This window comes from Collinsella sp. AM41-2BH, assembly GCF_003468085.1.
Classification (GTDB): Bacteria; Actinomycetota; Coriobacteriia; order Coriobacteriales; family Coriobacteriaceae; genus Collinsella.
On sequence record NZ_QSGH01000005.1, the window covers coordinates 141468 to 154164 of the forward strand.

A 12697-nucleotide genomic window follows, 5' to 3' on the forward strand; every position below is an offset into this window, starting at 1 on the left:
CAAACTGCGGGGGGCTGCCCGAAAATCTCGATCTGTAACACCAAGCCCGGTTTTGGCTGCCTACCTGTTACAGATCGAGACAAACCGCCCCCAACCACCACAAAGGTGCCTATCCCCTTTGTGGTGGTTTGGGGCGGCGGTATCAGAAAGTGTCAGGCAGGGGCGGCTGCCGGGCCGCCGTGTGCGAAAAGAAGTGTCGGCCTGCGTCGTTGCCGTTGAGTAGCGCGCTGCTTACGGGGATACTGAAGCTACGACAAACAGCGTGTGAAAGGATCGATGTATGGCTTTCCGTAAAGACTTCCTGTGGGGCGGCGCGACGGCTGCCAACCAGTGCGAGGGCGCCTACGACGTGGACGGCCGCGGCCTGGCCAACGTGGATGTGGCCCCGCACGGCCCCGAGCGCTTCGCGGTGGTCTCCGGCCAGCGCAAGATGCTCGACTTTGAGGACGGCTATTACTACCCCGCGCAGACCGGCATCGATTTCTACCACCGCTACAAGGAGGACATCGCCCTCTTTGCCGAGATGGGCTTTAAGACCTTCCGCATGAGCTTGGCCTGGACCCGCATCTTCCCCAATGGCGACGAGACCGAGCCCAACGAGGCCGGCCTGGCCTTCTACGAGGACGTGTTCCGCGAGTGCCAGGCGCACGGCATCGAGCCGCTCGTGACCATCACGCACTTCGACTGCCCCGTCCACCTCATCAAGGAGTACGGTGGCTGGCGCAACCGCAAGCTCATCGACTTCTATAAGAACCTCGCGACCACGATCTTTACCCGCTACAAGGGCCTGGTGAAGTACTGGCTCACCTTCAACGAGATCAACATGATCTTGCACCTGCCGTTTATGGGTGCCGGCCTGGTCTTTGAGGAGGGCGAGAACAAGGAAGCCGTCGAGTACCCGGCCGCCCACAACGAGCTCGTCGCCAGCGCTTGGGCAACCAAGATCGCCCACGAGATCGACCCCGAGGTCAAGATCGGCTGCATGCTCGCCGCGGGCAGCTGCTATCCCTACAGCTGCCGTCCGGGCGATGTGCGCCAGGCGCAGCTCGACAACCAGGACAACTACTTCTTTGTCGACGTCCAGAGCCGCGGCTACTACCCGGCTTATGCCGTCAAGAAGCTCGAGCGTCTGGGCATCGACGTCGGCATGACTGACGAGGACCGCGAGATCCTGGCCGAAAACACCGTCGACTTCATCAGCTTTAGCTATTACAGCACCCGTTGTTCCGCCGGTGCCGATAACCCTGATGTCGAGCGCACCCAGGGCAACGCCTTCGCCGGCGCCAAGAACCCCTACCTGCAGGAGAGCCAGTGGGGCTGGGCCATCGATCCGCTGGGCTTCCGCATCACCCTCAACGACCTGTACGACCGCTATCAGAAGCCGCTGTTTGTGGTCGAGAACGGTCTGGGCGCCAAGGATGTTGTCGAGGAGGATGGCTCCATCAACGACGACTACCGTATCGACTACCTGCGCCAGCACATCGCCGCGATGCGCGATGCAGTGACCGAGGATGGCATTGACCTGCTGGGCTACACCACCTGGGGCCCGATCGACCTGGTGAGCGCCGGCACGGGCGAGATGTCCAAGCGCTACGGCTTTATCTACGTCGACCGCGACGACGCGGGCAACGGCACCCTCAAGCGTTCCAAGAAGAAGAGCTTTGACTGGTACAAGCACGTCATTGAAACGAATGGTGAGGATCTGTCCTAAGGAAGCCGAGACACTCAACTTCAGAGTTTCCTAACCAAAACGCCCGGCGAGCAGTTAATGCCCGCCGGGCGTTTTGTTAAAAGAAGTGAAAGCACTCATTGGGGACGTACTTAAATGACCAGTCAAACAAGAACGTCCCCAACGACTACTCATTTAAGTCTGTCCCCAATGAGTGCCCCAAAGTGAGAGTGGATAATCTGCCGTTTTTGGCCTGTTTGGGGGCTCAAAGTGGGAGATTATCCACTCTCGTCATTTGGCCGGCACTTGGGGGCACTTCTTGTTGAGTGTGAGCGCCGTCGCTGCTACGCGACGGTGATGGCGACCTGGCCGTAGCGGGTGCAGGGGCGCTCGGCGCGCGTCTGCACGGTAAGGGTGAGCACAAGGCGGTCGCCGGGCCGCGCGTCGGCGGGCACGATGAAAGCGGTGTCTACCGTGCATTCTTGCCACAGCGACAGATCCTGGGCGCCTGCATAGCTCGACGGGTCCACGGCGACATCCCAATGCACATCGAAGCCCTTGCCGTCGGGGTCGACGATGGTCGCTGTAAGGTCGACGCGCTCGCCGGCTGTGGCGCTGCGGTCGGCCGTGACCTCGACAACATGTGCCGGATGCGAGCAGGCTGCCGGATCATGGGCACACCATTGTGCGCGGGCGGCAAAGTCTTCCTGATAGGCACGCAGGTAGGGATTGAGATTGTCGTCTGCGGGCGTGCCGATGGAGGCAAAACCGGCGGGCGCGTTCGCATCGGGATGCCCATCAAAAAACATGCGGCCCAGCAGCGTATCGAAGTCGCGGTCGTCGATACCGCGCAGGCCAAACGGAAGCAGCGGAATATAGGTCATGCTGTCGCCTTCGGCCATAAAGTCGCCGCGCTCAAACTGCACCGCGGGCCTGCCTTCTAGGCCCCAATCCAGACGGGCATGCTTGCCAAACTGAAAGCGCTCGGGCTCGTTTTCGTAGACCTTACCATCGCCATAGAGCATATAGCGTGCCATGAGGGGTCCGTTGCCCTGCGTGAGATTCCGCTCAGGCCAAGGAGCCTTAAACAGCGGCAGCGTATCGGGCTGAGCTGTTTTGGCGTCGAAATAGTTGCCATACATATAGGGCGTACGCCAAAAGATGAGCTCGGGAAAGAGCTCGCGTCCATGGTCGAGCCACGAGTTGTCCTGCCCCACGCCATCGGCAACGCCCATCACGCGCACCTTCTGATAGACCCGCTGCCGTACGGCGGGCCACTCGGGCGTGGCGCGATAGCGCTCGGCAATACTCATGAGGGCGCGAACGATCGTATTCATACCACCCCAGCTGAGCAACCATAACGTACGCGGATCATCATCCAGAATCGCCTGCGCAATTACGCGAGACCCCTCAGTTTCCTCAGTCACATCACCCTCAAAGGCAACATTTCCCACAAAGGTGCGCTCGATCATCTGGGCGGGCGTGGGAAACGGCGGCTCACCGGCAGCGGCCGCATTTGCTTGCAACTGCGGCCAAGCCTGGGCATATTCATTACTCCAGAGACTCTCAATCCAATGCTCGGGAAACGGCCGATACTCACGAAGCTCGCCGGCTAGCGGATCGGGCTCATGAGGCACAACAGCCCACTCATAAGAGCGCCGCCCTTTGGTCCGCCAATGCGAATTCACCTCGCCGAGCGTATGAACCCCATCCCCAAGAAAGTGATACTGCGAAGCCGTATACACCACAGCCTGAACATCAAGCAAGTTGAGATACAGAGCCAAATGAACAAGCGAGTTCATATCATCGACTTCCATATCAGTGGTAACAATCACCCGAGTCAACTTCTGGGACATAGGAACAGCTCCAATCAAAATCAATTCAGCCAGTTACGCGCAAGGCAAGACGGGACCCATGCCCCCATCGCCACCGACCCGGCGGCCCGCTAGAAGCGGCCGGCCAGGGTCACAGCAACGTCAACGCAGCGGAGACCGGGGTTTAGTCTTGCAAACATTCCGCAGGGGGCATGGGCAGGCGCAGCGCGAAGCGCAAAGCGCCAGCCCATGCATGCCCGAGGACGTTTGCAAGACTAAACCCCGGTCCCCGCGATGGGAGGGCTTAGCGGTCGACCCTGGCCGACCACTCCCAGCAGCCCACCGGCTCGCCGTCGATGAGTACGTTGCCCCCGTCGAAGTCTTGATAACACAGGTCGTTGAATTGGTGGATCCACACGCCGTGGTTGAACGTCTTCTTGGCCGAGCCGTCGGCCTCGCGATACACGCCGGTCAGGTCCTCGACATGGCTAAAGTAGGTGAGATGCACGTTGGCGCCGGCATCGCGCAGGCGCGCGAACAGCGGCAGCACGGTCTGCTGCGGGCACACGAGCTCGTCGCCCTTGGAGTGCGTAAACCACAGCGGCGTCTTGGCGAGCGCGGCTACGTCCTCGTCCGTGGCGTTGTACCACGGGGCGCAGCAGGGAAGGCCCGCGGCGAAGAAATCGGGGTAGTCGGCGCACAGGCGCAGGGTCATAAAGCCGCCGTTGGAAAGACCGGCGACCACGATGCGGTCGGTGTCGATGCGGTCGGCATGCTCGGCGACAAACTCATCGATAAGTGCCTTGAGCACGGGGGAGTAGATGCTCTGGTTGGAGTGACCAAGCTGCTCGACGCCGTTGTCCATCCAAAACGTGGGCGACTGCGGCACGAGCACCCAGGCAAAGCCGCCAAAGTAGCGCTGGATCTGCGCCTGGCTGATGGCCGTCACGCGGTTGCCGATATAGGCGCGCGTGGCGCCTTCGCCCTGCGTGGCGCCCTTGCCCTCGCCGGCGCCGTGCAGATACACCACGAGCGGTGCCTTTTGGGGCACGGCCGTGGCCTCGGGCGCAAAGGGGTTGAAGCATGCCGAGTCCTCGGCCTTAAAGCTGGGCTCAAAGAAGCCGTATTCGAGCGCGATACCGTCGACGGCGGTCTTTTGCGTGTCGTTGCTCCAGCCTTTGAGCGCAGGGCAGATATCGCCACGGCAGGTGTCGAAGACCAGGCCGCAGGTGGGATCGTCGCCGTCGTTGCCGGGAAGAGCCGCGAGCTGCGTGATGCGCAGCTGGTCATCGAGCATGCGCGAGCCCATGACGCCGCCTTCGATGGTCTTGGTCAGGCGCTGCTCGGCGACCTCGAGCGCCACATGGGTGCCCACGGCGAGCTTACGTCCGTTTTCGTCGCACGGATATGTGGCGAGAACGTCGATGTAACCCACGGAGGGCGCGGCATGGTCGGCGCCGCGCTCCTTGCGCATCAGAACTTCGCCCGAGCGTTCGTGACGCTCTACATATATATGGAAGGTGTTCGCGTCGATGTCGTTGGCGCGCACGGTGCAGGGCAGGTCGAGTACGACCTTGCTGATCCAGGGGCCAAAGTCGCCCAAGGTGGTGACGGTTGCGTAGGTACACAATTTGAGTTCCATGAGCTGCCTCCCTTGCGCCGCTAGTGGGAAACAAAAGCGGCAATACAATCTAAACATGTTTAGTTTAATCCAGAATTGCAGAACAAGCTGATAAACTCGGTAAACGGCAAAATTTAACACGCCATGAACTACTAAACATATGTTTACTAGCTTCTAGCAGGGCTTCTGTTGATGAGTTAACAGGTCATAGAGGTGTTTATCAAAATAAAAGCCCACGTAAAGAGCCATTTATCAATAGACAGTCAAAGAGACTATCTCCCGCCATTGGAATACGTTCACCCCCGATTTCCTACCGTTCGCCGGACTCTGCACGGTAAAATTGCCACAAATGAGGCGCTCCGTGTAAACTAAAGCCCGTAAACGTTCAGTAAACACTTTGTTTACGACAGCGTATCCAAGGGTCCGGCAACCGTAAGGGGTTATAGTCGCCGGGCCAAAGGCGTGCCTAAGCCCAAGGGGGCTGGCACACGAAGATATGGGGAGGGGTCCCATGGCAGTAGATAACAAGCAGATTGCCACCGATGTCCTCGAGCTCGTGGGCGGCGCGGAGAATGTTTCCGTTGCCACCAACTGCATGACGCGCCTGCGTCTGACGCTCAAGGATAACAACAAGGTCGACGTGGAGAAGATCAAGAAGGTCAAGGGTGTTCTGGGTTGCCAGTTCGCCGGCGCCCAGCTCCAGGTCATCATCGGCCAGAACGTGCCCAAGGTGCTCGCCGAGTTCGTCGCCATCTCCGGCGTCAAACAGGGCGAGGCGGTCAACGAGAACCTCGACGCTCCCAAGGAGAAGTTCGAGCTCAAGAACCTGCCTAACATCATCCTCGACTATCTGTCGGGCTCCATGACCCAGCTCATCCCGCTGCTCATGGCCGGTGGTCTGTTCCGTACCATCGCGGCCGTCCTCGGCCCCACCATGCTCGGTGTGCTCTCGGCCGACGACCCGACCTATACGTTCCTCTACACCACGCTGTACGAGGCCACGTTCACCTTTATCCCCATCTACCTGGGTTATGCCGCCGCTAAGAAGCTCGGCGCCAGCCCGGTGCTCGGCATGCTGCTCGGTGGCGCCCTCATGGCTCCTTCCGTGGTGAGCGTCGCCACCCAGGAGGGCGGCGGAATCATCTCCGTCTACGGCATCCAGATCGCCGCTGCCAACTACCAGCAGTCCGTCCTGCCGATCATCCTTTCGGTGCCCGTCCTGTACTTCATCGAGAAGTTCTTTAAGAAGGTTATGCCCGACGTGCTGTCCACGGTCTTCACGCCGTTCTGCACCATGATCGTCACGATCCCCATTGCCTTCATCGTCCTCGCTCCGATCGGCAACGAGATCGGTACGCTGATCGCCAACGCCCTCTTCGGCCTTGCTGACCTTGGCGGCATCGGCATCCTGATCGTCATGGCCATCCTCGGCGCCTTCTGGCAGCTCTTCGTGGTCTGCGGCATGCACATGCCCGTCATCCTGCTCGCCCAGGTTCAGATCATCGCTGCCGGTTACGATCCCTTCGTCTTCGTTTCCACCAACTGCGCTATGGCCGCTGTCTGGGGCTGCGCCTTCGGTGCCTTCCTCAAGATGAAGAACCCCGACGAGAAGTCTCTCGCCATCGGTTACGTCATCTCCGCCATCGCCGGCGGCGTCACCGAGCCCGCGCTCTTCGGCATCCTCATGCGCTTCCGTCGCACCATGTTTGGCATGTTCATCGGCGGTGCTATCGGCGCTGTGTTCTCCGGCCTCATGGGTGTTACCTACTACCTCGCAGGCGGTGCCTCCAACTTCCTGGTCTTCACCAACTACCTGCAGGGTGGCCAGATGAACACCGTCTGGGCTATCGTTGGTATGGCAATCTCCTTTGTCATCGCCGCTGCCGTCGTCTTTGCCTGCGGCTTCTCCAAGGAGGAACTCGCCGAGATGGAGGCCTAAGGCCAAACCATTCGGTTGCATATGACCTCACCTACACGACAGGGCCCCGTCAGGCGCAAGCCCGGCGGGGCCCTTCTTGCAAGGTAGACTGATGGGGGGCGGGTGAGATTCGCCCGCGAGGGTTTGCCAAGCGGCGGGGGCTTTCGCGCGGGGTTACCGCGAAAGTTTCCGGCGGTTCGCAAATCCTTTATCGAACGAAAGGACATGCAGATGAGTTTGGGAACGCTGACCGTCAACGGTCGCCAGGATGGCTTTTTGTGCGAGGGCAAACCGTTCTTTTGGTTTGCCGATACGTGCTGGAGCGCGTTTACGAGCATTGCCGAGGCCGATTGGGACTACTATCTGACCCGTCGCGCCGAGCAGGGCATGAACGTGCTGCAGATCAACACGCTGCCGCAGTGGGATCGCTGCTGCCCCGATCTGGGCATTTGGCCCTATGCCAGCGAGGATGGCGTGCATTTTGATTGGTCCCGACCCAACCAAGCGTACTGGGATCGTGCCGCCGCCATGTGTCGCGCTGCCGTCGAGCACGGCATTCGTCCGGCACTCGTGCTTATGTGGTGCAACTACGTGCCCGGTACCTGGGGCGCCAAGATTGCCGAGCATTGCGGTGCCGAGGTTATGCCGCGCGAGGAGGTCCGTGCCCACGTTGCCCGCGTCGTCGAGAACCTGGGTGAGTTCGACCCCGTTTACGTGGTGACGGGCGATACCGACTTTACCAGCGACGAGGCGATCGCCTATTACGAGGATGCCCTCGACGAAGTCGTCAATCGCGCGCCCGAGGCGTTGCGCACCATGCATATCAACCGCGGCAACCGCACCATCCCGGCACGGTACCTGGACCGCTTGGACTTCTACATGTTCCAGCCCGGCCACAACTACGAGGGCCAGCCCGAGGCTTGGCACTTGCCGCAGGACTTTATCGCCAACTATCCCAAAAAGCCGATGGTCAACTCTGAGCCTTGTTACGAGCAGATGGGTGCGTCGCGCAATGTGTACTGGCGCTTCACCGCGCAGGACTGCCGCGCGAGTGTGTGGTCGTCGATCCTTGCCGGCGCCAGCGCGGGTGTGACCTATGGCGCGCACGGCGTGTGGAACTGGCAAACATCGCGCAGCCAGGGTTCGGTCCTGGGCGAGGGCTTTGACATGCCCTTCCGCTGGCAAGAGTGCCTGCAGTTTGCGGGTGTGTGGGACTTTGGCGCGATCGAGCACGTGCTTGCCGCCCTAGGCGCTACGGCTGCCGACGATGCACTTGCCGTGGTTCCGGCGCAGGAGCTCCTCGACGACGCGCGCGAGTCCATCCGTGTGGCGCGCGTTGGCGATCGCATCGTCGCGTACCTGCCGCGTACCACGGCGCTCAAGTTTAAGCTCGACGGCGCGCGTGGCTGGACGGCGACGGTCCTCGACATGGAGGACAAGCGCATCGCCAAGCTGCCCGTTCGCGACAACGGTGACGGCACCGTGCGCGTGGCTCAGCATCCCTTTGAGCACGACGCCCTGGTGATCCTGACCCCTGGGCGCTAACGGCTCTTCTCCAACATTTACAACCCAGTCCCTTTCATAAGGCTGCGACGGAATGGTTCCTGCATGACGGCTTTAAGCTGTCAAGGGGAGCCATTCCGCCGCACTCATTGGGGACGTGCTTAAATGAGTGGTTTAACTTGAGACGGGACTTTTTGACCGCCTGTTGGGTCGCGCGTCACGATTCGGGTGTCACAGCAGCTCGCCGTGGCGGGCAATGTAGCGGCGCTTTGCCAGCTGGGTGAGCGCGATATAGGCGGAAACGATGCCGATGAGCAGCGCGAAAAAGCTCGCAGGTAGCGTCATGAGGCCGAGTGCATCGGCGATGGGGCTTGCCGGCAGCCAAGTGACGAGCGCCAGGCCCAGCACGGTAAGGACGCACAGCGCGGGCGCGGCGTGGTCGCGCGGGCTCGGCAGGCGCGGGGAGCGTAGCATATGGATCACGAGCGTCTGCGACCACATGGACTCGACAAACCAGCCGCTCTGGAAGAGCGCCGCAAAGGCCGCCATGCCTGCGGCGTTGCCCGTCCCGGCGAGCTCGGACCAGCTTGCGCCTACGGTGGCAGGGCACACCACAAAGAAGAGCACGACGAAGGTCGCGATGTCAAACAGCGAGCTCACGGGGCCCAGCTCGAGCATAAAGTCCCTAATGGACGTGGCATCCCAGGCGCGCGGGCGGGCAGTCCAGGCGTCGTCGACGGTGTCCCACGGCAGCGCGATGCATACGATCTCGTAGACCAGCGACAGCAACACCAGCTGCAGGGCGCTCATGGGCAAAAACGGCAGGAACAGGCTCGCGACGGTCACGGACAGTACGTTGCCAAAGTTGGAGCTCACCGTGGTCTTGAGGTACTTGAGCAGGTTGCCGTAGGTGCGGCGGCCTTCGATGATGCCGCGCTCGAGCACGCCCAGGTCCTTCTGAAGCAAGATGATATCGGCGGATTCCTTGGCGATGTCGACGGCCGAATCGACCGAGATGCCGCAGTCGCTCGCGCGCATGGCGGCGGCGTCGTTGATGCCGTCGCCCATAAAGCCCACGGTGTGACCGAGCAGCTCGCGCATGACGCGCACCAGACGCGCCTTCTGCAGCGGCGAGAGCTTGGCGAAGAGGTGGGTGTGCTCGGCGCGCTCGGCAAGCTCGGCGTCATCGAGCGCATCGATCTCGGAGCCCAGCAAGACATCGCTCGCGTCGATACCGATCTGCTCGCAGACGGTGGCGGCGACGCGATCGTTGTCGCCGGTCAGGACCTTGACCGCCACGCCCTTGGCCTCGAGGGTGGCGACGGCGCCCGCGGCACTCGCCTTGGGCGGATCGAGGAAGGCCAAAAAGCCCATCAGCACCATGTCGCACTCGTCGGCGATGCCAAATTCGCCCACGCAGCGCGGATCGGTCTTCTGCGCCACGGCAATCACGCGCAGGCCCTCGGCGTTCAGCCCGGCGACCTGCTTGCGAATCTGGGCGAGCTTCTCGTCGGTGAGCGGCTGAGCGATGCCATCGACCTCGACAAAGGAGCAGATCTCGAGCATTTCCTCGGCAGCGCCCTTGGTAACCATCTGGGTTTTGCCTTGGGCGTCGGCGACAACTACGCTCAGGCGACGGCGCGAGAAATCGAAGGGAACCTCGTCGACCTTGGTATAGCGGTCGCGCAGACTCTGGCCCAGCATGGAATCGGGCGCGACGGTCGAGGGCGTCACATCGGCACGGTCGATAACGGCCAGGTCGATAAGGTTTTTGAGGCCGGTCTGGAAGAAGCTGTTCAAAAACGCATGGCGCAGCACGCGCGCGTCCTCGTTGCCGTCGGTGTTGAGGTAGCGCTCGAGCACGATGCGGTCTTCGGTGAGGGTGCCGGTCTTGTCGCAGCACAGGACGTCCATCGCGCCGAGGTTTTGGATCGCCGGTAGCTCCTTGACGATAACCTGGCGACGGGCGAGGTCCTTGGCGCCCTGCGACAGGCTCGAGGTCACGATGACGGGGAGCATCTGCGGCGTGATGCCCACGGCCACGCTCGTGGCGAACAGCAGCGCGTCGATGACGTTGCCCTTGGTGGCGACGTTGATGGCAAAGACCGCCGGCGCCATAACGAGCATCAGGCGCACGAGCAACATGGAGACGCTCGAGACACCGCGGTCAAACGCGCTCTTCTCGCCGCGCCCGTTGAGCATCTTGGCGATGCCGCCCAGGTAAGTGTCCGAGCCGGTGGCTACGACAAGTGCCATAGCGGTGCCGTTTTGCACGGAGGTGCCGGTAAAGACGATGTTCTTGCAGGCAGAGAGCGGCAGCGCGGAGCTGTCGGCACCCTCGGCGACGGTGATGGCAGCGGTCTTTTCGACGGCCTCGCTCTCGCCGGTGAGTGCGGACTCGATCACAAACAGGTCGCGCGCGGTGATGATGCGGGCATCGGCCGGCACCATATCGCCGGCAGAGAGACGGATTACATCGCCGGGGACGAGCTCGTCAAAGGGGATCTCGATACGCTCGCCGTCGCGCAGGGCACAGCAGGTGTTGGAGGCCAGGTCCTTGAGGGCCTCGGCCGCATTGCCGCTGCGGGCTTCCTGGATAAACTTCATGCCGCCCGATACCAGCAGCATGATGCCGATGACGATGACCGTGGAGGGGTCGCGCTGGGGCTCGGGCACGGCGAGCACGTCGATGTAGAGCGAGACCAGTGCGAGCGCGGCGAGGATGCCGGCGAAGGGGTCGATGAACGCGTCGGCGATGCGGCGGGCGAGTGTCTTGGTCGGCGCCTCGATGGTGTTGGGGCCGACGGCGTCTAGGCGCTCGGCGGCGTGCTCGGTACCGAGTCCGCCAGCCCTGGCGTCAAGCAGCACGAGGGCGTCCTCGGCGCTATGGGTGGCGGCGAATATGGCGTTCTTGGACAGGCCGGTGTGAGCGGCAGGGCGCGCCGTGCGGCGGCGCTTGGAGATAGCTTCGAGTACCGTAGCGGTTTTGAGCATCAGCATAGGGTCCTCCTTGTTGAAGGGAGTTAGCGTACGTGTCGTATGTGCTTCAAAAAACCTAGATGTCGCTCACGTCATGCTCGCGAGCTACCACAAAGGGGACGGGCACCTTTGTGGTGGTTTTGACGGTCGGCTGTTGGCGCTTATGCGCGTGCGGAATCCTCGCGGCGTGCCGAGGGCGACATGCAGGTTTTTCGACTATGACTGCCTTCCATGGCACACCTCCTTAAGGCCGGGCGCGGCGCGCTTTGGGTATCTCGTACCCGTTACAATCCGCCCGTATTCTTGATGAGGGGGTTTGCCGTGTCAACCCCAATGTTTGGAAAACCATTGCCCCTGACAAAGCCTTTACAGAATGCCGAGGCCCCAAAGCGCGCCCGCAACGCGCCCTGCCTGCGCTAAACTGGAAGGCACGTACGCGATTACGAGAGGAGCCCGCATGGAGGCTTACAAGCAAGAGTTCATCAAGTTCATGGTTGAGTCCGACGTTCTTAAATTCGGCAGCTTTACGCTCAAGAGCGGCCGTCAGTCCCCGTTCTTTATGAACGCCGGCGCCTATGTGACGGGCTATCAGCTCAAGAAGCTGGGCGAGTATTACGCCCAGGCCATCCACGATAACTTTGGCGACGACTTTGACGTGCTGTTTGGACCGGCCTACAAGGGTATTCCGCTGGCCGTCGTGACCGCAATTGCCTACCACGAGCTGTACGGCAAGGAGGTCAAGTACTGCTGCGATCGCAAGGAGGCCAAGGACCACGGCGCCGACAAGGGCAACCTGCTGGGCTACGAGCCCCAGGACGGCGACCGCGTGGTCATGGTCGAGGACGTCACCACCAGCGGTAAGTCCATCGACGAGACCTATCCCAAGGTCAAGGCTGCTGCCGATGTCGAGATCAAGGGCCTCATCGTGTCCCTCAACCGCATGGAGGTCGGCAAGGGTGGCGTGACCACCGCGCAGAAGGAGATCGAGGCCAAGTACGGTTTCCCCGTCGCGAGCATCGTCTCCATGGCCGAGGTCGTCGAGACCCTCTACAACCACGAGATCGACGGCAAAGTCGTCATCGACGACGAGCTCAAGACCGCCATCGACGCCTACTACGAGCAGTACGGCGTCAAGTAGGTTCCGCCTCCGTTAGTTACGCGGTTTTACCAAACCGCGTAACGGCTCGACGCTG

7 protein-coding genes are annotated in these 12697 nt (G+C 61.5%); 4 read left to right on the forward strand and 3 right to left on the reverse strand.

Annotation, left to right across the window (positions count from 1 at the left end; translation table 11 throughout):
- Positions 1 to 280: 280 nt before the first annotated feature.
- Positions 281 to 1711 (forward strand): 6-phospho-beta-glucosidase, encoded by a 1431-nt coding sequence (locus DW899_RS04155; protein ID WP_117800091.1) that lies wholly within the window; start codon positions 281 to 283, stop codon positions 1709 to 1711.
- 302 nt (positions 1712 to 2013) lie between these two features.
- On the opposite strand, the gene DW899_RS04160 is transcribed toward DW899_RS04155, so the two are convergent.
- Together DW899_RS04160 and DW899_RS04165 are read right to left on the reverse strand one after the other, a co-directional pair.
- Positions 2014 to 3525, reverse strand: coding sequence for a nucleoside hydrolase-like domain-containing protein (locus DW899_RS04160; RefSeq protein WP_117800092.1), 1512 nt, complete (start codon positions 3523 to 3525; stop codon positions 2014 to 2016).
- A 262-nt stretch (positions 3526 to 3787) separates the two neighbouring features.
- A complete protein-coding gene (locus DW899_RS04165; RefSeq protein ID WP_117800093.1) occupies positions 3788 to 5125 on the reverse strand; it encodes a prolyl oligopeptidase family serine peptidase in 1338 nt (445 codons plus the stop codon).
- A gap of 490 nt (positions 5126 to 5615) precedes the next feature.
- Between DW899_RS04165 and DW899_RS04170 the strand changes: the two genes are divergently transcribed.
- Positions 5616 to 7043: a PTS transporter subunit EIIC gene (locus DW899_RS04170; RefSeq protein ID WP_117797334.1), complete on the forward strand. Its 1428-nt coding sequence runs from the start codon at positions 5616 to 5618 to the stop codon at positions 7041 to 7043.
- Between the two features lie 210 nt (positions 7044 to 7253).
- Positions 7254 to 8567 carry a DUF4038 domain-containing protein gene (locus DW899_RS04175; protein ID WP_117800094.1) on the forward strand — a complete coding sequence of 438 codons (1314 nt, stop codon included), beginning with the start codon at positions 7254 to 7256 and terminating at the stop codon, positions 8565 to 8567.
- A 189-nt stretch (positions 8568 to 8756) separates the two neighbouring features.
- Here the strand turns inward: DW899_RS04175 and mgtA are convergent, their stop codons facing one another.
- A complete protein-coding gene (mgtA, locus tag DW899_RS04180) occupies positions 8757 to 11525 on the reverse strand; it encodes a magnesium-translocating P-type ATPase (protein ID WP_117800095.1) in 2769 nt (922 codons plus the stop codon).
- Between the two features lie 436 nt (positions 11526 to 11961).
- Between mgtA and pyrE the strand changes: the two genes are divergently transcribed.
- Positions 11962 to 12642 (forward strand): orotate phosphoribosyltransferase, encoded by a 681-nt coding sequence (gene pyrE, locus DW899_RS04185; RefSeq protein WP_117800096.1) that lies wholly within the window; start codon positions 11962 to 11964, stop codon positions 12640 to 12642.
- Positions 12643 to 12697: the final 55 nt, after the last annotated feature.

Bases quoted from the DNA above. Each gene is read 5' to 3' on its own strand.
- DW899_RS04160 (WP_117800092.1), bottom strand. From the start codon at position 3,525: ATGTCCCAGAAGTTGACTCGGGTGATTGTTACCACTGATATGGAAGTC.
- pyrE (WP_117800096.1), top strand. From the start codon at position 11,962: ATGGAGGCTTACAAGCAAGAGTTCATCAAGTTCATGGTTGAGTCCGAC.
- DW899_RS04165 (WP_117800093.1), bottom strand. From the start codon at position 5,125: ATGGAACTCAAATTGTGTACCTACGCAACCGTCACCACCTTGGGCGAC.
- DW899_RS04155 (WP_117800091.1), top strand. From the start codon at position 281: ATGGCTTTCCGTAAAGACTTCCTGTGGGGCGGCGCGACGGCTGCCAAC.
- mgtA (WP_117800095.1), bottom strand. From the start codon at position 11,525: ATGCTGATGCTCAAAACCGCTACGGTACTCGAAGCTATCTCCAAGCGC.
- DW899_RS04175 (WP_117800094.1), top strand. From the start codon at position 7,254: ATGAGTTTGGGAACGCTGACCGTCAACGGTCGCCAGGATGGCTTTTTG.
- DW899_RS04170 (WP_117797334.1), top strand. From the start codon at position 5,616: ATGGCAGTAGATAACAAGCAGATTGCCACCGATGTCCTCGAGCTCGTG.